The 20315-nt window shown below is 63.9% G+C and carries 19 protein-coding genes; 12 read left to right on the forward strand and 7 right to left on the reverse strand.

Features of this window, described 5'->3' with window-relative positions; all coding sequences use genetic code 11:
- Positions 1–15: 15 nt before the first annotated feature.
- The 6 genes from FBX97_RS15070 (at position 16) to FBX97_RS15095 (ending at position 7271) form a co-directional block, all read left to right on the forward strand.
- Complete coding sequence (locus FBX97_RS15070) at positions 16–1578, forward strand: ABC transporter ATP-binding protein (protein ID WP_255517474.1); 1563 nt, start codon at positions 16–18, stop codon at positions 1576–1578.
- Positions 1565–2677, forward strand: coding sequence for an ABC transporter permease (locus FBX97_RS15075; RefSeq protein WP_141832939.1), 1113 nt, complete (start codon positions 1565–1567; stop codon positions 2675–2677). Before FBX97_RS15070 ends, FBX97_RS15075 begins: the two co-directional genes overlap by 14 nt.
- Positions 2667–3590, forward strand: coding sequence for an ABC transporter permease (locus FBX97_RS15080; RefSeq protein WP_141832941.1), 924 nt, complete (start codon positions 2667–2669; stop codon positions 3588–3590). The genes FBX97_RS15075 and FBX97_RS15080 overlap by 11 nt, the downstream gene beginning before the upstream one ends.
- A gap of 271 nt (positions 3591–3861) precedes the next feature.
- Positions 3862–5175 carry an MFS transporter gene (locus tag FBX97_RS15085; RefSeq protein ID WP_141832943.1) on the forward strand — a complete coding sequence of 438 codons (1314 nt, stop codon included), beginning with the start codon at positions 3862–3864 and terminating at the stop codon, positions 5173–5175.
- Between the two features lie 23 nt (positions 5176–5198).
- Complete coding sequence (locus tag FBX97_RS15090; protein ID WP_141832945.1) at positions 5199–5951, forward strand: Asp/Glu racemase; 753 nt, start codon at positions 5199–5201, stop codon at positions 5949–5951.
- 6 nt (positions 5952–5957) lie between these two features.
- Positions 5958–7271 (forward strand): MFS transporter, encoded by a 1314-nt coding sequence (locus FBX97_RS15095; RefSeq protein ID WP_141832947.1) that lies wholly within the window; start codon positions 5958–5960, stop codon positions 7269–7271.
- Between the two features lie 85 nt (positions 7272–7356).
- Here FBX97_RS15095 and FBX97_RS15100 read toward each other — a convergent pair whose 3' ends face one another.
- Positions 7357–8034, reverse strand: a complete 678-nt coding sequence (locus FBX97_RS15100; protein ID WP_141832950.1) for a type 1 glutamine amidotransferase domain-containing protein — start codon at positions 8032–8034, stop codon at positions 7357–7359.
- A gap of 26 nt (positions 8035–8060) precedes the next feature.
- Between FBX97_RS15100 and FBX97_RS30485 the strand changes: the two genes are divergently transcribed.
- From FBX97_RS30485 to FBX97_RS15120, 4 genes are all read left to right on the forward strand, one after another.
- Complete coding sequence (locus tag FBX97_RS30485; protein WP_370457273.1) at positions 8061–8249, forward strand: hypothetical protein; 189 nt, start codon at positions 8061–8063, stop codon at positions 8247–8249.
- Between the two features lie 315 nt (positions 8250–8564).
- Complete coding sequence (locus tag FBX97_RS15110; RefSeq protein ID WP_141832955.1) at positions 8565–9620, forward strand: hypothetical protein; 1056 nt, start codon at positions 8565–8567, stop codon at positions 9618–9620.
- Between the two features lie 69 nt (positions 9621–9689).
- The gene (locus FBX97_RS15115) at positions 9690–10433 is read left to right on the forward strand and encodes a hypothetical protein (RefSeq protein ID WP_141832957.1); all 744 of its coding nucleotides are present in this window, start codon (positions 9690–9692) and stop codon (positions 10431–10433) included.
- Positions 10420–11277: a hypothetical protein gene (locus FBX97_RS15120; protein ID WP_141832959.1), complete on the forward strand. Its 858-nt coding sequence runs from the start codon at positions 10420–10422 to the stop codon at positions 11275–11277. The genes FBX97_RS15115 and FBX97_RS15120 overlap by 14 nt, the downstream gene beginning before the upstream one ends.
- Before the next feature lie 89 nt (positions 11278–11366).
- Here the strand turns inward: FBX97_RS15120 and leuD are convergent, their stop codons facing one another.
- The 6 genes from leuD to FBX97_RS15150 all read right to left on the reverse strand — a co-directional run bounded on the left by leuD (position 11367) and on the right by FBX97_RS15150 (position 17617).
- Complete coding sequence (gene leuD, locus FBX97_RS15125) at positions 11367–12005, reverse strand: 3-isopropylmalate dehydratase small subunit (protein ID WP_141832961.1); 639 nt, start codon at positions 12003–12005, stop codon at positions 11367–11369.
- Positions 12006–12019: 14 nt separating this feature from the next.
- A complete protein-coding gene (gene leuC, locus FBX97_RS15130; RefSeq protein WP_141832963.1) occupies positions 12020–13429 on the reverse strand; it encodes a 3-isopropylmalate dehydratase large subunit in 1410 nt (469 codons plus the stop codon).
- Positions 13429–14655 carry a CaiB/BaiF CoA-transferase family protein gene (locus FBX97_RS15135; protein ID WP_141832965.1) on the reverse strand — a complete coding sequence of 409 codons (1227 nt, stop codon included), beginning with the start codon at positions 14653–14655 and terminating at the stop codon, positions 13429–13431. Before FBX97_RS15135 ends, leuC begins: the two co-directional genes overlap by 1 nt.
- Before the next feature lie 35 nt (positions 14656–14690).
- Positions 14691–15608 carry a hydroxymethylglutaryl-CoA lyase gene (locus tag FBX97_RS15140; protein ID WP_141832967.1) on the reverse strand — a complete coding sequence of 306 codons (918 nt, stop codon included), beginning with the start codon at positions 15606–15608 and terminating at the stop codon, positions 14691–14693.
- A 107-nt stretch (positions 15609–15715) separates the two neighbouring features.
- The gene (locus tag FBX97_RS15145) at positions 15716–16600 is read right to left on the reverse strand and encodes a LysR substrate-binding domain-containing protein (protein ID WP_141832969.1); all 885 of its coding nucleotides are present in this window, start codon (positions 16598–16600) and stop codon (positions 15716–15718) included.
- A 108-nt stretch (positions 16601–16708) separates the two neighbouring features.
- Positions 16709–17617: a PEP-CTERM sorting domain-containing protein gene (locus FBX97_RS15150; protein WP_141832971.1), complete on the reverse strand. Its 909-nt coding sequence runs from the start codon at positions 17615–17617 to the stop codon at positions 16709–16711.
- A gap of 183 nt (positions 17618–17800) precedes the next feature.
- Here FBX97_RS15150 and FBX97_RS15155 point away from each other — a divergent pair, with 183 nt between their 5' ends.
- Both FBX97_RS15155 and FBX97_RS15160 read left to right on the forward strand, forming a co-directional pair.
- Positions 17801–19186 (forward strand): glycosyltransferase, encoded by a 1386-nt coding sequence (locus FBX97_RS15155; RefSeq protein ID WP_255517475.1) that lies wholly within the window; start codon positions 17801–17803, stop codon positions 19184–19186.
- 29 nt (positions 19187–19215) lie between these two features.
- Positions 19216–20283 (forward strand): SDR family oxidoreductase, encoded by a 1068-nt coding sequence (locus tag FBX97_RS15160; RefSeq protein WP_141832973.1) that lies wholly within the window; start codon positions 19216–19218, stop codon positions 20281–20283.
- Positions 20284–20315 lie beyond the last annotated feature (32 nt).

Raw genomic sequence — 20315 nt, forward strand, 5'->3', positions numbered from 1 at the left:
ACGATGGAGCATCCCTTGAACACAGAAGCGCAACGTGTCGAGCCGCGGCTGCAGCTGCTCGGCATTTCGAAAAGCTATCCCTCGGTGGTGGCCAACGCCGGCGTCGACCTGACCGTGATGCCCGGCGAGATCCACGCGGTGCTGGGCGAGAACGGCGCCGGCAAGAGCACCCTGATGAAGATGATCTACGGTGTGACCAAGCCGGACGCCGGCGAAATCATGTGGGAAGGACGGCAGGTCCAGATCCCGTCGCCGTCCAGCGCGCGCCGCCTCGGCATCGGCATGGTGTTCCAGCACTTTGCGCTGTTCGAGACCCTGACGGTTGCCGAGAACATCGCGCTGGCACTCGACGAGAAAATCGCGCCGGCCCAGCTGGCACCGCGCATCCGCGCCGTCTCCGCACAATATGGCTTGCCGCTCGATCCGGACAAGCGCGTGCACAGCATGTCGGTGGGCGAGCGCCAGCGTGTCGAGATCGTGCGCTGCCTGCTGCAGTCGCCGCGCCTGTTGATCATGGACGAGCCGACTTCGGTGCTGACGCCGGACGCCGTGCAGAAGCTGTTCGTCTCGCTGCGCCAGCTGGCGGCGGAGGGCGTCAGCATCCTGTATATCAGCCACAAGCTCGACGAGATCCAGTCGCTGTGCGACAAGGCGACCGTGCTGCGCGCCGGCCGCGTCTCCGGCACCGCGGTGCCGAAACAGGAGACCGCGCATTCGCTGGCCGAACTGATGATCGGCGGCGACCTGCCGACCTGCAGCCTGCTGCCGCGCGCGCCGGGCGAGGTGCGCCTGGCCATCGATCGCCTCGACCTGGCCAGCAGCGACCCGTTCGGCACGCGCCTGCAAGACATTAGTCTGGAAGTCCGAGCGGGCGAGATCGTCGGCCTGGCCGGCATCTCGGGCAACGGCCAGCAGGAACTCCTGAAGGCGATTTCGGGCGAACTGGCGGCGCCCAAGGCGGCCAGCATCCGCATCCTCGGCAAGGACGCCGGCCGGCTCGATCCGGCCGCGCGGCGCCGCCTGGGCCTGGGCTTCGTGCCGGAAGAGCGGCTCGGGCGTGGCGCGGTGCCGGCACTGTCGCTGGCCGACAATGCGCTGCTGACCGGCTACCTGTCGCCCGGCGCCGGCATGGTCAAGGGCGGCCTGCTGCGGCGCGGCGCGGTGGGCGCGTTTGCCGCTGGCGTGATCAAGCGGTTCAAGGTCAAGTGCGGCGGTGCCGGCGCGGCCGCATCCAGTCTCTCGGGCGGCAACCTGCAGAAATTCATCGTCGGCCGCGAGGTCGAGCTGGCGCCAAAGCTCATGGTGCTGGCCCAGCCGACCTGGGGCGTCGACATCGGCGCGGCCATGCTGATCCGCCAGGCCATCATCGACCTGCGCGACGCGGGCGTGGCGGTGCTGGTGGTGTCCGAGGAACTCGATGAACTGTTCATGATGTGCGACCGCATCGCGGTGCTGGCCAAGGGCCGGCTGTCGCACGCGGTGCCGGTGGCGTCCACCAGCGTCAACCAGATCGGGGTGTGGATGAGCGGCGAGTTCGACGCCCCCGTCAACCTAGGAGTCGACCATGTCCCGGCTTGAAGCCCGTCCCACCCCCTCGCGCGCCATGATGCTGGCCTCGCCGCTGATCGCGGCCCTGGCCATGCTGGCCACCGGCTCGCTGCTGTTCCTGTTCCTCGGCCAGGCGCCGCTGCATGCCTTTTACGTCTACTTCATCAAGCCGCTCACGACCGAATACGGCATCGGTGAGCTGCTGCTCAAGGCGACACCCTTGATCCTGTGCGGCGTCGGCCTGGCGATCGGCTTTCGCGCCAACGTCCACAACATCGGCGCCGACGGCCAGCTGACCATGGGCGCGGTGGCCGCCGGCTGGGTGGCGCTGCATTTCGACGGCGTCGACGCCGGGTGGGTGCTGCCGCTGATGATCCTGGCCGGCGCCCTCGGCGGCCTGGCCTGGGCCGCGGTGCCGGCGCTGCTGCGTACGCGCTTCAACACCAGCGAAATCCTGGTCAGCCTGATGCTGGTGTACGTGGCTTACCTGTTCCTCGGCTACCTGGTGCACGGCCCGTTGCGCGACCCGGCCGGCTTCAATTTCCCGCAATCGAAGATGTTCGGCGACGCCGCGCTGCTGCCGCTGCTCAAGGAAGGCTTGCGCGTGAATGCCGCCTTCCCGCTGTCGCTGCTGGCAGTGGCCGGGGCCTGGTTCTTCTGCCGCCACACCTTTGCCGGCTACCGCATGCAGGTCAGCGGGATGGCGCCGGCGGCCGCCCTGTACGCCGGCTTTTCCGAGCCGAAGAACGTCTGGTTCGCCTTCATGGTCAGCGGCGCGCTGGCCGGCGTGGCCGGGGTGGGGGAGGTGGCCGGGCCGCTGGGCCAGCTGCAGCCTTCGGTGTCGCCGGGCTACGGCTTCGCCGCCATCATCGTGGCCTACGTCGGCCGCCTGCATCCGCTCGGCGTGCTGCTGGCGTCGCTGCTGATGTCGCTGCTCTACATCGGCGGCGAATCGGCCCAGATCGAATTGCAGCTGCCCTCGGCCATCACCGGCCTGTTCCAGGGCCTGCTGCTGTTCTACCTGCTGGCCGCCGACCTGTTCATCCATTACCGCTTCAAGCCGCGCACACGCGAGACCGGTGCCACCACCGACGCGGCCGTTCCCCTGGAGACCGCCCATGAATCCTGATTATGTGATCGCCTTCCTGGCCAGCACCGCCGGTCCCGCCACCCCGCTGGTGCTGGCCTCGACCGGCGAACTGGTGGCCGAACGCTCCGGCGTGATCAACCTCGGCCTCGAGGGCATCATGCTGGTGGGTGCGGTGGCCGGCTTCTCGGCCACGCTGCACACCGGTTCGATGGGCCTGGGGCTGCTGGCCGCGCTGGCGGCCGGCGCCGCGATGGCGCTGGTGTTCGCCTTCCTGGTGCTGACCCTGCAGACCAACCAGGTCGCCACCGGCCTGGCGCTGACCCTGTTCGGCCTCGGCCTGTCGGCCTTCCTCGGCCGCGACCTGGTCGGCCAGACCGTGGCGCCGCTGCCGCACCTGTCCATCCCTGTGCTGTCCAACCTGCCGTTCGTCGGTCCCTTGCTGTTCCGCTTCGACATCCTGGTCTATCTGTCGCTGGTGCTGGTGGCCGTGGTCGGCTGGGTGCTGGCGCGCACCCGCATCGGGCTGCTGATCCGCGCGGTCGGCGAAGCGCCGCATTCGGCCCACGCGATCGGCATGTCGGTCATCAAGCTGCGCTATGCCACCGTGCTGTTCGGCGGTGCGCTGGCCGGCCTGGGCGGCGCCTACCTGTCGCTGGCGCTGACCCCGATGTGGGTCGAGGGCATGACGGCGGGCCGCGGCTGGATCGCGCTGGCCCAGGTGGTGTTCGCCACCTGGAAGCCGCGCGGCCTGCTGCTGGGTGCCTACCTGTTCGGCGGCGTGACGGTGCTGCAGTTCCACGGGCAGGGGCTGGGCATCGCGATTCCATCCGAGTTCCTGTCGATGCTGCCGTACCTGGCCACCATCGTGGTGCTGGTGATCATCTGCCGCAATCCGCAGACCATCCTGCTGAACAAGCCGATGTCGCTGGGGCAGAACTTCAAGGCGGACTAGCCGGCGTCCCGGCCAGTCCTTCATTTTCGTCTTCTCCAGGCCCGTCCAGCTCGACGCCGCCGTCTTCCTTCATCCCCTGGCAGGCCACGCAGCTGGCCTTGCCGTCCAATATTCATCCGTCAATTCCGCCATCGCGAACCGCGATGGCAGGGTCGCGATTGGTTTCTTTACGTGCGCGTCAGGCGGAGTGAACATGCCATCCAGGTAATTACACGCACATCGAAGGCGTGAACCGGCCTTGCCCCTGGCGGCAAACAACATTGGAGACTTCATGAAAAGCGCTTACCTCAAGCCCCAGGTGGCCTTGGCCCCTGCCGCAACCACCTTCACCGTGCGCCAGCAGTACACGGCCCTGTTCGGCTCCTGGCTGGGCTGGCTGTTCGACGCGCTCGACGCCGGCATCTTCGGTTTCGTCATGCTGGCCATCGCCCACAGTTTCGGCGTCCAGATGGGCGACGTGGTCTCGACCGTGGCCTGGTTCCTGCTGGCCACCGGCATCGGCGGTTACTTCCTCGGCAATATCTCGGACCGCATCGGCCGCAAGAAGACCATCCTCGCTTCGGTGCTCGCCTACGGCACCGGCACGCTGCTGTGCGGTTTCGCCTCCAACCTGTTCGAATTGAACGTCTACCGCTTCATCGTCGGCATCGCCGTCGGCGGCTTGTGGTCGGCGGCGGCATCGCTGATCTGCGAAGTCTGGAAGCCGGAAGGCCGCGCCAAGGCGATCGCCTTCATGCAGACCGGCTGGTCGGGCGGCAACCTGCTGGCCGCGGTGTTCGCCTGGAACATGCTCGACCCGGCCAATCCGGAAGCCTGGCGCGACCTGTTCATCTATGCTAGCCTGCCGGCCTACGCCACCTTCCTGTTCGTGCTGTTCTACGTGAAGGAATCGCCGGTCTGGCTGGCCAACCGCGAATTCATGAAGAAGAACAGCGGCAAGGGCAGCCTGTTCGAGATCTTCAAGCCCGAATACCGCCGCCCGGTGCTGCTGGCGCTGACGATTTCCGTGCTCGGCATGCTGGGCTACTGGATCGTGTTCACCTTCACCCCGGCTTTCCTGCAAAGCACGCTCAAGGTGCGCATCGACCAGGCCCCGGTGTTCCTGGTCTGGACCGGCATCGGCGCCATGCTCGGCTACGTGGTCTACGGCTACCTGGCCGAAAAGGTCGGCCGCCGCATCTCGTTCGCGATCTTCTTCATCGGCATGACCATCATGGTCCCGGTATTCACCTTCGGCGCCGGCGCCATGCCGCTGACCGACGGCAAGCTGGCCTTCACCACCCAGAACGTGGTCACGCTGGGCGCGCTGGCCGCCTTGCTCGGCTTCTTCACCGGTTACTTCAGCGGCTTCGGTGCCTGGTATTCGGAACTGTTCCCGACCAGCATCCGCTCGACCGCATCCGGCTTCTGCTTCAACTTCGGCCGCGTCGGCGCCATCGCCGGCATCAAGCTGGTGCCGGTGCTGATCCCGATCATCGGCTTCACGACCACGATTTCACTCGCGGCGGTGGCATATTTCGCCGCCGCGCTGATGGTGTTCACCCTGCAGGAAACCAAGGGCACTGTCCTTACCAGCGGCAACTAATTGAAACAACAGAGGAATCAAGCATGAAAACCTATCGCATCGGCCAGATCGTGCCAAGTTCGAACACGACGATGGAGACCGAAGTACCGGCGATGCTGCAGTCGCGACTCAATCAATTTCCGGAAGAGCGTTTCACCTTCCACTCGGCGCGCATGCGCATGATGCACGTCACGCCGGAAGAGCTGAAGAAGATGGACGTCGACAGCGACCGCTGCGCGCTGGAACTGTCGGATGCGCGCTGCGACGTGCTGGCCTATGCCTGCCTGGTGGCGATCATGTGCCAGGGGCCCGGCTACCACCTGCAATCGGAGAAACGCCTGTCCGACATGGTGCGCGAGAACAAGGCGCAAGCCGCGGTGGTCAGCTCGGCCGGCGCCCTGGTCGACGCCATCCACGAACTCGGCTTCAAGAAGGTGGCGCTGATCACGCCCTACATGAAGCCCCTGACCCAGCAGGTGGTCGACTACATCGAAGACACCGGCATCGAGGTAACCGATGCAATCAGCCTGGAAGTCTCGGACAACCTGGCCGTCGGCCGCCTCGATCCGATGAACCTGATCGAGCACGCCAAGCGCCTCGACATCAGCGACGCCGACGCGGTCGTGCTGTCGGCCTGCGTGCAGATGCCGTCGCTGCCGGCGATCCAGAAGGTCGAGGACATGCTGGGCAAGCCGGTGCTGTCGGCGGCCACCGCGACGGTCTACCGCATCCTCAGGAAACTGGAACTGGCACCGGTCGTGCCGGACGCCGGTTATCTGTTGTCCGGCAAGTTCTGATCGAACATGACTACCCATACTCTCTCCAAGGGCGCCGGCATGGCGCAGCGCGAGCAGAAGGAAACCGCTACCTACGCCAAGGTGACGGCCCGGCTGCTGCCCTTCCTGTTCATCTCCTACGTCGCGGCTTACCTCGACCGCGTGAACGTCGGTTTTGCCAAGCTGCAGATGCTGAACGACCTGCAGTTCAGCGAAACCGTGTATGGACTCGGTGCCGGCGTGTTCTTCATCGGCTACTTCCTGTTCGAGGTCCCGAGCAATATCATCATGCACAAGGTCGGTGCCCGTGTCTGGATCGGCCGCATCATGATCACCTGGGCGATCCTGTCGGCGGCGATGATATTCGTCAGCAGCCCGACGCTGTTCTACGTGCTGCGCTTCTTCCTGGGCGTGGCCGAAGCCGGCTTCTTCCCCGGCATCGTGCTGTACCTGACCTACTGGTTCCCGGCGCAGCGGCGCAGCCGCATGAATGCGCTGTTCATGATCGGCATCCCGTTTGCCGGCGTGGTGGGCGGTCCGCTGTCGGGCTGGATCCTGAACGCCATGCACGGCGCGCAGGGGATGGCAGGCTGGCAATGGCTGTTCCTGATCGAAGCTCTGCCGTCGCTGGTGCTGGGCGTCGTCACGATCTTCTATCTGCCCGACAGCATCCGTGCCGCGTCGTGGCTGAGCAATGAAGAGAAACAGCTGCTGGAAGAGAATATTGCGAAAGAAAACACCGGCAAGGTCGATCACGCGCTGTCGGGTGTGTTCGGCAATCCGCGTGTCTGGCTGATGGCTGCAATCTACTTCTGCTGCATGATGGGCCTGTACGGCATCAGCTTCTACCTGCCGACGCTGATCAAGGCGGCCGGCGTCAAGGATGCGATGGACGTCGGCCTGCTGACCGCCATTCCCTACGGCTGCGCCGTGGTCGCGATGCTGGCCATCGCAAAAAGCGCAGACCGCACCCGCGAACGGCGCTGGCATTTCACTGTTGCCAGCGCGCTGGGCGGATTGGGTCTGCTGCTGGCCACGATCTACGGCGACAACGTCGCGCTGGCGATGGTGGCGCTTTGCCTCGGCACCGCCGGCATGCTGGCCACCATGCCCGTGTTCTGGACCTATCCGAGCTCGATCCTGGGCGGCACGGCGGCCGCTGCCGGCATCGCCATGATCAATTCCTTCGGCAACCTGGCCGGTTTCGTCAGCCCGTCGATCATCGGCTGGATGAAGGACGTGACCCACAGCACCAATGCTGGCATGTATGTGGTGTCGGGTGCCTTGTTCCTCGGCGCCTTGCTGGCCTTGTTGCAGCCGCGCAGCCTGGTCAATCGATAAGCCGAGCTTCGCTCCCTGCCGCAGATAAAACAACGCCGCCAGGTGCAAGCCGGGCGGCGTTGTCGTTTTAACCCTGGGTTTTCGGTCAGGCCAGCAGCTTGAGCAGCGCCTCGGCGCCTTGTTCCGACGACGCCGGGTTCTGCCCGGTGACCAGCTTGCCGTCGGTCAGCACATACGGCTGCCAGTCCGGTCCCTTGGAATAATTGCCGCCGTTCTGCTTGAGCATGTCCTCGACCAGGAAAGGCACTACCTGGGTGAGGCCGACCGCTTCCTCTTCGGTGTTGGTGAAGCCGGTCACCTGCTTGCCGCGGACCAGCGGCGTGCCGTCGGCAGCCTTGACGTTGCGCAGCACGCCCGGCGCGTGGCAGACGAGGGCGACCGGCTTGCCGGCGGCCGCCATCGCTTCGATCAGGGCGATCGACGCCCGGTCTTCCGCCAGGTCCCACAGCGGGCCGTGTCCGCCCGGATAGAACACGGCGTCGAAGTCTTCGGCATTGACGTCCGCCAGCTTGCCGGTCGAGGCCAGCACGGCCTGCGCTTCGGCATCGCCCTTGAAGCGCCGGGTGGCGTCGGTCTGCGCGTCCGGCGCATCGCTCTTCGGATCGAGCGGCGGCTGGCCGCCCTGCGGCGACACCACCGTGATGTCGGCGCCGGCGTCCTTCAGCACGTAATAGGGCGCCGCGTACTCTTCCAGCCAGAAGCCGGTTTTCTTGCCGGTGTCGCCGAGCTGGTCGTGCGACGTCAGTACCATCAATACTTTCATGGAATCCTCCCGATGCGTTGTTTCATGTGTTCCGCATATTACCAGCCTCGCATTTTTGTCGCGCCGCGTGCACCTTTCGGCAAACTGCAGCGTCATCCCGATCCCAGCCAGCCAATTCACCAGGCAATGCTTGCGAACCCATCAATTTCAAACGAATCGCTGCTTCGCCAAGCGTGCGTAGCACCTGCGTCTCCAGCGAGATATTGAGCGTATAACCGGGCGTCGCCTCGACCTTTCCAACCAGTCGGCTGAAAATGGCCACATCTATCACCACCAGCACGATGCCTTTTTGAAACAGTTGTAATAGAAGATGCTGGCGAAGCTCAGCGCGATGATCGGAGAAGCCGTATTCAGCCGACATCCAAATGGCGTGTACGCGCGACTAGCCGCAGCCGAAGTTTTCGCGCGCAATACCGTAACCACTAGATTTGTCAAAACTAACGAGGGATGATGTCACGTTCCAAATGTTGCATAATCGATATAGATGTGTGAGGATAGGACATCAAAGACATCAAGCTGTAAGAGTGATAATGGCGCGCGACAATTTCTCCCCGACCGTAAAGGCCGCCTTGGCCAAGCGGGCAGGCTACCGCTGTTCGTTCCCTGGATGCCCCGCTACAACAGTGGGTCCAAGTGACGAGTCATCGACTGCCACCTCAAACACGGGCGAGGCTGCTCATATTAATTCTGCTAGTGGTGGAAAAGGAGCGCGTCGCCATGATCCGTCTCTTTCCCCAGAACAAAGGAGTTCTATAGACAACGGTGTTTGGTGTTGTAATGTTCACGCAGAGTTAATTGATACCGATGAAGTTACGTATACGGTTGGATTATTGAAGTCTTGGCGACGCCTTGCAGAGCTTAAAGCAAAAATTCGACAATCCCACGGAAATATTGAGCTCGTCCGTCATCCTGAATTAACCAGCTTAGGGATAGCTCCTGATACTGTATCGGTATCTAAAGACGACGGTAATGAAAAGATAGGGAGGGCGGTTGAATATTCGTGTATTAGAGAGATTTGGGGGAAACCTTTGGCGGGAGCTCTTCGTGACTTTTTGATTGAGCATTCGCGAAATGTCCTGAGCCATGGGCAGGCTTCAGCAGTGGAAATAAAATTTTCAAACCATTGTGTAGAGATCAATGATAATGGGGCTGGCCCGTTAGATTTTGCGGTCCTCAACGATCCTGATCGCAGTCGCGGCGGGGGTATGGCCTATAGAGAGTTGCTTGTCACCCTGAGGTTAAGCGGTATTTCGGCAAGTCGAGAAGATGGGATAAATAAAGTTTATATCCCTCTGATCTCATCGGCAAAAGAATTGCCAAAAGTGAATCCATGTGCTGTATTTCTTTCTTCCGATAATGATCCGCAGCATACCAAAGAGGAACTTCAGTTGTTAGCAATGTGTGATCGGGTCTACGTGATTGCACCTGATTACACTTGTTTCAGCGATAGTGATAAATACGAAAAGAAGCTCGTGCAGATAATCAAGCATCATCCAAATGTAACGATCGTACTCCAAGATGTTACCGTTGGGGTGCTAAATTATTTTCGTAAGAAATTGCAAGGCGTAGAAGTTGTTGCTTGGTGAACGAAGTAATATTTTGGGCGACAATTTTACTAATTGTCATGCCGAATAATCTTCCGCTAAATAAACTGCATGAAACTAGAAGTTGCCTCCGTTGTGAAAGGTAGCGAAACCCCTGCAGGTGATGGTGTTTCTGGGGCTCTACGTTGCATAATTCGCCTTCCAGATGGAACAAAGCGCTCGGCAATCCTGAAGCGAATACCAATAGAGCACATAGCGGCAGAAGTTTTTTCAGCAATCATCTTGCAGGAGTGGGGGTTGCCTGTTCCATGTCCTTTCTTAATTGACGAAGGTGCGATGTTAGCTTTTGCTAGTGCAGACATAGGCTACCCTAATCTTAAGCAGTCCCTAGCTGTCGACTCTTTGCCTGTAGGAGCAATAAGAGAAGCTGTGTTAAAAGAAGCAGTAAGAGTAGCATGTGGATTAAGCACTGCTCCGCTTGCAGTGGCATGCGATGAAGCAATCGACAATCGAGACCGGAATCTTGGAAACATCCTTTGGGACGGAACTAACGAAATCTGGATTGACCATGCTTTATCGCTTGGTCAAGGTGCACATCTTCCGGATAGGAATAAAATGTGTGACATGTCGGTTTTTTCTGGCCAAGCGGAAAGCATGCAATATAGTGCAATGGCACAAGCTCTCCTGCTAAGCAGGGACGCACCTACTTTAACTACTTCAGTGTTAGCATCAACTCCAGTTCCTACGGATGGAATAGCGCAATTTGTTGCAAGCCGTCTTACATCGTTGGGAAATCGCTTGGTTGCACGTTTTCCTCGTCCCGTCGACCTATTGACCGGCCATGATCAACCATAACGTAAAGCTAATTTCGCATGTTAATATTTGGCCATGGCGCCCATTATACTGGGAGCCAGTTGCCGGGACAGGCGAACGGATAATGGTTGGTGTGGTACATGGATTTGAACACCGCTTTAAGGCTGTTCGGACGATTAGAAATGATGTGTTGGAGTGCCTGTTTGGGAAATCCGCCCCTGGTCTTCGTCGACTTATCGAGCACTCCTTAAATATATTCGAGATCGCGGCGACAGCAGCTCAATCAATAGAAGTCTTATCTGAACCAATGTTGGGAATTCATCCTGGCCCCGTTCGTAATACAGAAGCGCAGACTTCTAGTGACCTTCTTCAAACGGCATGCTTACTTTATAGTAGTTTAGGCAACCTTGATAAGCTTGATGAGCTAGAAGAGACTGACTCTCCCCTTCAAGAGGAGGTGAATCGTCGATTTGGATCGGAGGTGAAGCACGAAGTTACGAAATTGCGTCCAGATCTATTATCAGGTTTTGGCCGAGGTGCCGAGCTTATTCAAGGAGGAATTAACGTAAAGTTCGGTTTCTGCTCACCGAAAACGATCCTGCACTTCACTGTAATTCACCCGGTGCGGCAAGGTGCAAGCATGAGGGATGCTCGTGCACGAATATTCGAACTGCAACGTGCACGTGAAATTTCCGGAATAAATTCGGCTGCGCTAATTGCCGCTGTGCCTCGTGACGACGATGCTACACTTGGTTCGAAGCAACGAAGTGTATTGCGAGCAAATAGCATAGAAATTGAACGTGAGGCTGACGCAGTTAAACTAAAGTGGTTTGCAGTTCACACCGCGTCTGAGGGAGCTCGACGAGTAATTGAATTGGCTGGTTAGAATTACAGGGTAAAACGATTGTCCGATTACAACCTGCTCGGTTGTAATCGATCTTTTATTTGTTGGGTTGGTTTTGTCATGGAGAAAAATTAAGCTACTAGCCAAGGAGATTCCCCCCGCACGCGCTCTTCGTAGGCGCGCACCTTGTCCGCATGCTGCAGCGACAGCCCGATCTCATCCAGCCCGTTCAGCAGGCAATGCTTGCGGAAGGCATCCACCTCGAAGGGGATGGCTTCCCCGGAAGGCGTGCGCAGCACCTGTTCGGCCAGCGAAATCTCGAGCGCATAAGCCGGTGTCGCCTCGACCTCGCCGAACAGGCGCGCGACGGTCGCCGCATCCAGCACCACCGGCAGGATCCCGTTCTTGAAACAGTTGTTGTAGAAGATGTCGGCAAAGCTCGGCGCGACGATGGCGCGGAAGCCGTATTCGGCCAGCGCCCACGGCGCGTGCTCGCGCGAGGAGCCGCAGCCGAAATTCTCGCGCGTCAGCAGGATGCCGGCGCCCCGGTAGCGCGGCTGGTTCAGCACGAAGTCGGGATTGAGCGGCCGGGTCGAGCAATCGGTATCGGCTTCGCCGTGGTCGAGGTAGCGCCATTCGTCGAACAGGTTGGGCCCGAAACCGGTGCGCGTGACCCGCTTCAGGAACTGCTTCGGGATGATGGCGTCGGTGTCGACGTTGGAGCGGTCGAGCGGCGCCACGAGAGCGTGCAGGGTGGTAAAGGCTTGCATGTTTTCTCCCGCGTTCAGAGTGCGTTCACATCGACGAAACGGCCGGCAATCGCCGCCGCCGCCGCCATCGCCGGGCTGACCAGGTGGGTGCGGCCGCCGGCGCCCTGGCGTCCCTCGAAGTTGCGGTTCGAGGTCGAGGCGCAGCGTTCGCCCGGGGCCAGGCGGTCGTCGTTCATGCCCAGGCACATTGAGCAGCCCGGCTCGCGCCACGAAAAGCCGGCATCGACGAAGATGCGGTCCAGGCCCTCGGCCTCGGCCTGGCGCTTGACCAGGCCGGAGCCGGGCACCACCAGCGCCAGCCGGATGTTGTCCGCCACCTTTTTGCCGCGCACCACGCTGGCTGCGGCGCGCAGGTCTTCGATGCGCGAATTGGTGCAGGATCCGATGAAAACCTTGTCCAGCGCGATCTCGCCGACCGGCGTGCCCGGCTGCAGGCCCATGTAGGCCAGCGCGCGCTCGGCGGCGTCGCGCTTGACCGGATCGTCGAAGGCGGCCGGATCGGGCACGCGGCCGTCGACGGTGGCGACCATCTCGGGCGAGGTGCCCCAGGTCACGTGCGGGCGCAGGGTGGTGGCGTCGATCTCGACCACGCTGTCGAAGCGCGCGCCGGGGTCCGAGACCAGGCCGCGCCACTGCGCCACCGCCTGTTCCCACTGCGCGCCCTGGGGCGCCTGCGGGCGGCCGCGCAGGTAGTCGACCGTGGTGTCGTCGACCGCGATCATGCCCATGCGCGCGCCGGCCTCGATCGTCATGTTGCAGAGGGTCATGCGGCCTTCCATCGACAGCGCGCGGATGGTGGCGCCGGCGTATTCGATCGCGTAGCCGGTGCCGCCGGCGGTGCCGATGCGCCCGATGATGGCCAGCGCGACGTCCTTGGCGCCGACGCCGGGGGCCAGTTCGCCTTCGACCCGCACCAGCATCGTCTTCGAGCGCCGCGTGCGCAGCATCTGGGTCGCCAGCACGTGCTCGACTTCCGAGGTGCCGATGCCGAAGGCCAGCGCGGCAAAGGCGCCGTGGGTGCTGGTGTGCGAATCGCCGCAGACCACGCTCATGCCGGGCAGGGTGGCGCCCTGTTCCGGTCCGATCACGTGGACGATGCCCTGGCGTACGTCGTCCAGCGCCACGTAGTCCATGCCGGTGGCGGCGCAGTTCTGTTCCAGCGTCTCGACCTGCTTGCGCGATACCGCGTCGACGATGGCATCGCTGCCGCTGCGCCGCCCTTCGGTCGGGATGTTGTGGTCGGCCACCGCCAGGTTGGCGCTCAGGCGCCACACCGGGCGGCCGCCCATGCGCAGGCCGTCGAAGGCTTGCGGGCTGGTGACTTCGTTGATCAGGTGGCGGTTGATGTAGATGAAGGCGGTGCCGTGTTCATCCTCGTGCACCAGGTGCTGCTCCCACAGCTTGTCGTACAGCGTGCGTGCCATCAGATCACCCCCTGCGCGGCCATCTGCGCGATCTGGTCGTCGGTCAGGCCGATCTGCTTCAGCACCTCGAGGTTGTGTTCGCCCAGCTTGGGGCCCAGCCACTGCACGCTGCCCGGGGTCTTGCTCAGCTTGGGCACGATGCCCGGCACCTTCAGCGTGCCGAATTCCGGATGCTCGACGTCGAGGATCATCTCGCGCGCCTGGTACTGGGCGTCGCGGAAGATGTCTTCGATGCTGTAGATCGGCCCGGCCGGAATCGCGTATTCATTCAGTACGTTGAGGCAGGTGTCGAGGTCCATGGTGGCGCTCCAGGCGCCGATCAGGCCGTCGATGAAGTCCATGTGCCTGACGCGCACTTCGTTGCTGGCGAAGCGCTCGTCGTCGGCCAGGTCTTCGCGGCCCATCGCCTTGAGCAGGCGCTGCACGATGGCGTCGCCGTTGGCGGCGATGACGGCATATTTGCCGTCGCGGGTCGGGTACACGTTCGATGGGGCGATGCCCGGCAGGATCGAACCGGTGCGCTCGCGCACCACGCCTTTCTGGTCGTATTCCGGCACCATGCTTTCCATCAGGCTGAACACGGCTTCGTACAGGGCCACGTCGATTTCCTGGCCGCCGCCCTGGCGCACATCGCGGTGGTACAGCGCCATCAGGATGCCGATCACGGCGTACATCGCGGCCAGCGAATCGCCCAGGCTGATGCCGACGCGGGTCGGGGCCATGCCCGGGTAGCCGGTCAGGTGGCGGATGCCGCCCATCGATTCGCCGATCGCACCGAAGCCGGCGCGCTTGCTGTACGGGCCGGTCTGGCCGAAGCCGGAGATGCGCGAGATGATCAGGCGCGGGTTGATTTCTTCCAGCGCTTCGCGCGAGAAGCCCCATTTGTCGAGGGTGCCAGGGCGGAAGTTCTCGATCAGCACGTCGGCCTCGGCCAGCAGCGATTTAAGGACTTCTCGGCCTTCGGGCGAGCCGCAGTCGAGGGTGATGCATTTCTTGTTGCGCGACTGGACGTACCACCACAGCGAGGTGCCGTTATGCAGGACCCGCCAGTTGCGGATCGGGTCGCCCTTGCCGGGCGGCTCGATCTTGATGACGTCGGCGCCGAATTCGGCCAGCAGGCGCGCGCCGAAGGGGCCGGCGATCAGCGTGCCCATCTCGATGACCTTGATGCCGGCCAGCGGGCCGGTCTTGCGTTCGGTATTGGTGGTGTCGTTTGTACTTGTCATGTCTGTCTCCTCTATCCACTATTGCCGGTGTCCGGTCAGGCGGCCTTGCGCAGCTGGCGCTGGGCGTTGTGTACCTGCCAGCGGTTGCTCTGGATGCGGGTGTCGAGCTGGGCGTCCAGGAAGTCCGACGCCGCCAGCAAGCCGTCCAGGTCGACGCCGGTCCGCACGCCGCTGGCGTCCAGCATCGAGACCAGGTCTTCGGTGGCGATGTTGCCGGTGGCGCCCGGTGCGAACGGGCAGCCGCCGAGGCCGCCGACGCAGCTGTCGAAGCGGGTCACGCCGGCCTCCAAGCCGGCCAGCACGTTGGCCAGGCCGCGCCCGTAGGTGTCATGGAAGTGCAGCTCGAATTCCAGGCCGGCGAATTCCTGCACCAGGCGGCTGACCCGGTCGTGCACCTGCTGCGGGCTGGCGATGCCGATGGTGTCGCACAGGCCGATGCGGGTGAAGCCGTGGCCCGCCATCCGGTCGACGATGGCGCGGATGCGCTCCAGGCCCGGATCGCCCTCGAAGGGGCAGCCGAACACCATCGAGATGGAGAGGCGCGCGGCCAGGCCGTCGTCGCGTGCGCGCGCCGCCAGCGGCGCCAGCTCGGCCATCGACTCGGCCACGGTCTGGTTCAGGTTCTTGCGGTTATGGCTGTCGGTGGCCGACATCACCAGCGTGATGCCGTCGGCGCCGGCGTCCAGCGCGCGCCCGTAGCCCTTGGCGTTGGGGATGAGGGCGAAGCGGGTGATGCCCAGGCCGGCGGTGCCGCGCATGACCTCGGCCGCATCGGCCAGGTTCGGGATCGCCTTCGGGCTGACGAAGGCGGTCGCTTCGACTTCCTTGCAGCCGGCCGCGGCCAGCTGGCGGATCAGGTCGATCTTGTGCGCGGTCGGCAGGTTCTGCGGCTCGTTCTGCAAGCCGTCGCGCGGGCCGACTTCGGTGATGCGGACATCGGTGGGTAGCTGCATGGTCGTCTCCTTCGGTCTGGTCCTAGGATGGACGAGCGCCGCGGGGACGTAAAGCAGCGGTTGGCGAACCCGCCATCGCGTGGCGCGATGGCGGGTCATATGCGGACTTAGTGTACGCCGAGGAAGTGGTCGAACAGCAGCTTGGCGGCGACCGGCAGCGCCTCGTACGAGCGCACCGCGATCTCGAGCTGGCGGTGCGCCCACGGCTCGTCCAGCGCGATCGACTGCAGTTTCAGCGCGCTGTAGGTATGCAGGCTGTCGCGCGGCAGGATGCCGATGCCGAGCCCGGCCTCGACCATCAGGCACTGGGCGTCGTAGCCGCTGACCTGGATGCGCAGCTTGAGCGAGCGTCCCAGGTCGCTGGCGGCGCGCACCAGCTGGAAGTTCAGGCTGCTGCCGACGTGCAGGCCGACGTATTCGTAGTCGATGGTGTCGGCAAAGGTCACCGCGGTGCGCCCCGACAGCGGATGGCCGTGCGGCACGATCAGCACCAGATCGTCGTTGCGGAAGGGGTAGACCTCGATGTTGTCGCCGTGCGGCACCTGGGTGAAGATGCCGATGTCGGCGGTGTTGTCCTCGATGCCGCGGATGATGGCGGTGCTGACTTTTTCTTCCAGGCTGACCTGCACCAGCGGATATTTCTCCAGGAAGGATTTGAGCGCCTGGGGCATGAACTGCGTCATCACCGAGATATTCGCCAGCACCCGCACCGACCCCTGGGTGCCGCGCGAAAAATCGTGCATCTGGGCGACGATGTTGTCGAGGTCGGCCAGCACCGGGCGCGCCATGTTGATCAGGGCGACGCCGGCGGCGGTCGGGGTGATGCCCTTGTTGCTGCGCATGAGCAACTGGGTGTTCAGCTGGGCCTCGAGTTCGCTGATGCGCTTGCTGACGGCGGCGGCGGCGATGTGGTGGCGTGCGGCCGCCGCCGCGATCGTGCCGTGTTCGATGACGGCGACGAACAGGCGCAGCGACAGGGGATCGGGTCTCATTGTTACTGTGTATTTATCGGACGAAAGAACGCCGATGATAGCGTTTTTGCGCCGCCGCGGCCATGGCGCGGCCCGCCTGCCTTGCCCGGTCCTGTCGCTGCCGTCAGCCTAGGAATGCATGCGGCGCCGCAGGCGCACGCCCAGCAGCACGGCCGCAGCCAGCGCCGTCAGCGGCAGCGTGCCCGGTTCCGGCACCGCCAGTGCGCCGGCGACCGGGGTGTTGACCAGCAGCGAGGCGTCGTTGAAGGCCAGCCGCAGCGTGTGGCTGGAATCGACGGTGGCGCCGCAGCACACGCTGGCGTCGAGGAAGGCCCCGACGTAGAAGGACTGGCCCGGCTGCAGCAGATAAGCGATGGTGGCGCCGATGGTGCCGCTGTCGTGCAGCATCTGGGTGGCGTGGTCGTACACCGCCGGCGCCGACTCGCAGCCGCGCTGGCCGGGCAGGAACACGATCGGACACAGCTCGGTCTGGAACACGGTTGGCGGGGCATAGCCGAACGCATAGCCGGCGGTGTCGAACAGCGACAGGAAGAAGGCCGAGTGGTTGCCCTGGCTGTCGCTGTCCGGACGCGAAAAGACCGAATCGAGGGTGGCGGTCACGGTCAGCATGAAAGGCGCGTCGCCGACGTAGCGGTAGCCTTGCACGCCCCAGACGTTGGCGTCGGCGCGGGCGCTGCCGCCGTAGGTGCCGGCGCCGGCGTAGTCGGGATTGCTGCTGGCATACGCATGCAGGACCGGCAGCCAGGAGTCGGTGCCGATCTCGGCGCTGACGGCGGCGGTGCCGCGGATGTCCTGCGCCACCGAGCTGATGCCGGTGGCGCTGACGCTGGTGACGCCGTTGTAGCTGGTCAGCTGCGACCAGTCGCAGGCCGTATGGCTGGCGTTCCATGGACAGTCGAAGACGGCGGTACTGCCGTTGACGCCGAAGGTGTTCAGGCTGGGTGTCGCCGAGGCGGGCAGGGCCGGCAGAACCAGCAAGGCAAGGGCGGCGGCGAAGATGCGGAATGGATGGGACATGGCGCGTGCGTTCCTTTCGTGATCGTGATCGTGAGAGAAGAACCCATGCTGCGCGGGCCGGGCCCGGACGCAGTGTATTTACACAAGCCAGTTTTGTGCCAGCGCTGCCTCGCTTATGCGTATAGGGGAACCGGTTAATGTGCCCGTGCCGCTGTAAGGCTTTCCGACACCTCGGCATGCACCATGGCTAGGCCGGAAGACGGCGCCGCGCCGCCGGTCTTTCGCGTAGAGTCGTCCCGTGTCCTTGCCTTGGAGACCGGCATCCTTTCCCCCATCCATTTCGTCGTCGTCACCATCGGTTCCGCCGGCGACCTGTTCCCCTTCATGGCGATGGCGCTGGCCCTGCGCGCGGCCGGCCACCGCGTCAGCTTCCTGGCGCCGGTGCAGCACGCCCCCTTCGTGGAAGGCAGCGGCTTGGACTTCATTGGCTTGCCCGCCGACGAAGCGGTGCTGCACGACCCCGACCTGTGGCATCCGACGCGCGGCTTCGGGGTGGTCTGGCGCGCCACTCGGCCGGGCATGGCGCGCTTCAATGCGTTCGTCGATGCGCTGCCCGGCGACGAACGGCTGGTGCTGCTGGTGCATCCGCTGGCGCTGCCCGAGGCCGACCTGTGCCGCGCCCGCCGCCCGGACCTGAAGGTCGCGGCGGCCTACCTGGCGCCGCAGAACCTGCCGACGGTGCACGACCCGCTGCTGGTGGGGCCGTGGCGGGTGCCGTCGTGGGTGCCGTTTTCCGCGCGGCGCGCGCTGTGGCGCTGGGGCGCGCGCACCTTCATCGATCCGGTGGCGCTGCCCGAAGTGAACGCAGCGCGGACGGCGCGCGGCCTGCCGCCGATGGCCAGCCTGCTGAGCGACCTGTTCGGGCTAGCCGACCTGTCGCTGACCCTGTTCCCCGAGTGGTTCGCGCCGACGCCGCCCGACTGGCCGCAGCCGCTGGCGCGCGCCGGTTTTCCGCTGTTCGATCCAAAGCCGGATGCGCCACTGGCGCCCGAACTGCTGCGCTTCCTCGACGCCGGGCCGGCCCCGGTCGTGTTCACCCACGGCACCGGCAACTTCCAGGCGAGCGCGTATTTTCGTGACGCCTGCGCCGCAGTGCGCCAACTTGGGCTGCGCGCGATCCTGCTGACCCCGCAGCGCGACCAGGTGCCGGCCGATTTGCCGACGTCCAGCCTGTGGCAGGCCTACGTACCGCTGCGGCGCCTGCTGCCGCAGGTGGCGGCGCTGGCCCACCACGGCGGCATCGGCACCACCGCCGAGGCGCTGCGCGCCGGCACGCCGCAGCTGGTGGTGCCGCTGGCGCACGACCAGTTCGACAACGCGGCGCGGGTGACTTCGCTGGGCGTGGGCGCCAGCCTGCGCGCCGACCGGGTGAACGCAGCGCGGCTGGCCGGCAAGCTGACGCAACTAACCGACATAGCGGTGGCAAGGCAATGTGCTGCCGTCAAGGCGCGGTTCGAGGGCAGCGATCCGATGCGGACCGTGGTCGAGCGGCTGGAAGCGCTGGCAGGCGAGGGCGGCCATGTTGTCGAGCAAGCTCGCGCCACCGCCGGCGGAAACGGGCCACAATAAACTTTTGACAATACAACAAGGAAAGCATCATGCAACGAAGTGCACTGGTGGTCGGTGCCAGCGGCATCGGCGGCCGCTACACCGCCCGCGAACTGCTGGCCCACGGCTGGACCGTCTACGGCCTGGCGCGCACGCCGCCGCGCGACCTGCCGGGATTGATCCCGGTCGCCGCCGACCTGCTCGATACCGCCGTGCTGGAACAGGCGCTGGCGGACGTGGCGCCCACCCACGTCTTTATCACGACCTGGATGCGCCAGGACACCGAAGCCGAGAACATCCGTGTCAACGCGGCCATGGTACGCAACCTGTTGGACGCGCTGGCGCCCAGGAAGTCGCTGCGCCACGTGGCGCTGGTCACCGGCCTCAAGCATTACCTGGGCCCGTTCGAAGCCTACGCCAGCTCGGGTACGCTGCCGGACACGCCGCTGCGCGAAGAGCAGCCGCGCCTGCCCAGCGAAAACTTTTATTACGCCCAGGAAGACGAAGTCTATGCCGCGGCCGAGCGCGACCGCTTCACCTGGACCGTGCACCGTCCGCACTCGATCGTCGGCCTGGCGGTCGGCAATGCGATGAACCTGGGCACCACGCTGGCCGTGTACGCGTCGATCTGCAAGGAGACCGGGCGTCCGTTCCAGTTCCCGGGTTCGGAAGCGCAGTGGAACGGCCTGTCGGACGTGACCGATGCGCGCATGCTGGCGAAACAGCTGCGCTGGGCCGCCGATACCGACGCGGCCAAGAACGAAGCCTTCAATATTACCAACGGCGACTATTTCCGCTGGAGCTGGCTGTGGCGCCGGCTGGCGGCCTGGTTCGGCGTCCAGGCGGCCGGTTTCGACGGCCAGGTGCGGCCGCTGGAAGAGGCCATGGCGAACGACGGCGAGGTGTGGCGCAAGATCGCGCAGAAGCACAACCTGGTCGAGGCCGACCTCGGACGGCTGGCGTCGGCCTGGCATACGGACCTGGACCTGGGCCGGCCGATCGAGGTAATGACGGACATGGCGAACAGCCGGCGGCTGGGTTTTTCGGCCTGGCAGGCGACCGAGGATTCGTTCTTTGACCTGTTTTCGGCACTCAGGGCCGAGCGCTTGATTCCATAAGTGTTACCGCCAGCACGTCGCCCCTGCCTTCG

Origin of the sequence: Herbaspirillum sp. SJZ107 (assembly GCF_006715485.1) — a bacterium.
Taxonomy (GTDB): domain Bacteria; phylum Pseudomonadota; class Gammaproteobacteria; order Burkholderiales; family Burkholderiaceae_D; genus Telluria.

What these genes read in the sequence shown, in the direction of transcription:
- FBX97_RS15080 (WP_141832941.1), top strand. Translation starts at nt 2,667, where the DNA reads ATGAATCCTGATTATGTGATCGCCTTCCTGGCCAGCACCGCCGGTCCC.
- leuC (WP_141832963.1), bottom strand. Translation starts at nt 13,429, where the DNA reads ATGGCACGCACGCTGTACGACAAGCTGTGGGAGCAGCACCTGGTGCAC.
- FBX97_RS15085 (WP_141832943.1), top strand. Translation starts at nt 3,862, where the DNA reads ATGAAAAGCGCTTACCTCAAGCCCCAGGTGGCCTTGGCCCCTGCCGCA.
- FBX97_RS15145 (WP_141832969.1), bottom strand. Translation starts at nt 16,600, where the DNA reads ATGAGACCCGATCCCCTGTCGCTGCGCCTGTTCGTCGCCGTCATCGAA.
- FBX97_RS15075 (WP_141832939.1), top strand. Translation starts at nt 1,565, where the DNA reads ATGTCCCGGCTTGAAGCCCGTCCCACCCCCTCGCGCGCCATGATGCTG.
- FBX97_RS15090 (WP_141832945.1), top strand. Translation starts at nt 5,199, where the DNA reads ATGAAAACCTATCGCATCGGCCAGATCGTGCCAAGTTCGAACACGACG.
- FBX97_RS15160 (WP_141832973.1), top strand. Translation starts at nt 19,216, where the DNA reads ATGCAACGAAGTGCACTGGTGGTCGGTGCCAGCGGCATCGGCGGCCGC.
- FBX97_RS15150 (WP_141832971.1), bottom strand. Translation starts at nt 17,617, where the DNA reads ATGTCCCATCCATTCCGCATCTTCGCCGCCGCCCTTGCCTTGCTGGTT.
- FBX97_RS15155 (WP_255517475.1), top strand. Translation starts at nt 17,801, where the DNA reads ATGGCTAGGCCGGAAGACGGCGCCGCGCCGCCGGTCTTTCGCGTAGAG.
- FBX97_RS15135 (WP_141832965.1), bottom strand. Translation starts at nt 14,655, where the DNA reads ATGACAAGTACAAACGACACCACCAATACCGAACGCAAGACCGGCCCG.
- FBX97_RS15115 (WP_141832957.1), top strand. Translation starts at nt 9,690, where the DNA reads ATGAAACTAGAAGTTGCCTCCGTTGTGAAAGGTAGCGAAACCCCTGCA.
- FBX97_RS15100 (WP_141832950.1), bottom strand. Translation starts at nt 8,034, where the DNA reads ATGAAAGTATTGATGGTACTGACGTCGCACGACCAGCTCGGCGACACC.
- FBX97_RS15120 (WP_141832959.1), top strand. Translation starts at nt 10,420, where the DNA reads ATGATCAACCATAACGTAAAGCTAATTTCGCATGTTAATATTTGGCCA.
- FBX97_RS15110 (WP_141832955.1), top strand. Translation starts at nt 8,565, where the DNA reads ATGGCGCGCGACAATTTCTCCCCGACCGTAAAGGCCGCCTTGGCCAAG.
- FBX97_RS15140 (WP_141832967.1), bottom strand. Translation starts at nt 15,608, where the DNA reads ATGCAGCTACCCACCGATGTCCGCATCACCGAAGTCGGCCCGCGCGAC.
- leuD (WP_141832961.1), bottom strand. Translation starts at nt 12,005, where the DNA reads ATGCAAGCCTTTACCACCCTGCACGCTCTCGTGGCGCCGCTCGACCGC.
- FBX97_RS15095 (WP_141832947.1), top strand. Translation starts at nt 5,958, where the DNA reads ATGACTACCCATACTCTCTCCAAGGGCGCCGGCATGGCGCAGCGCGAG.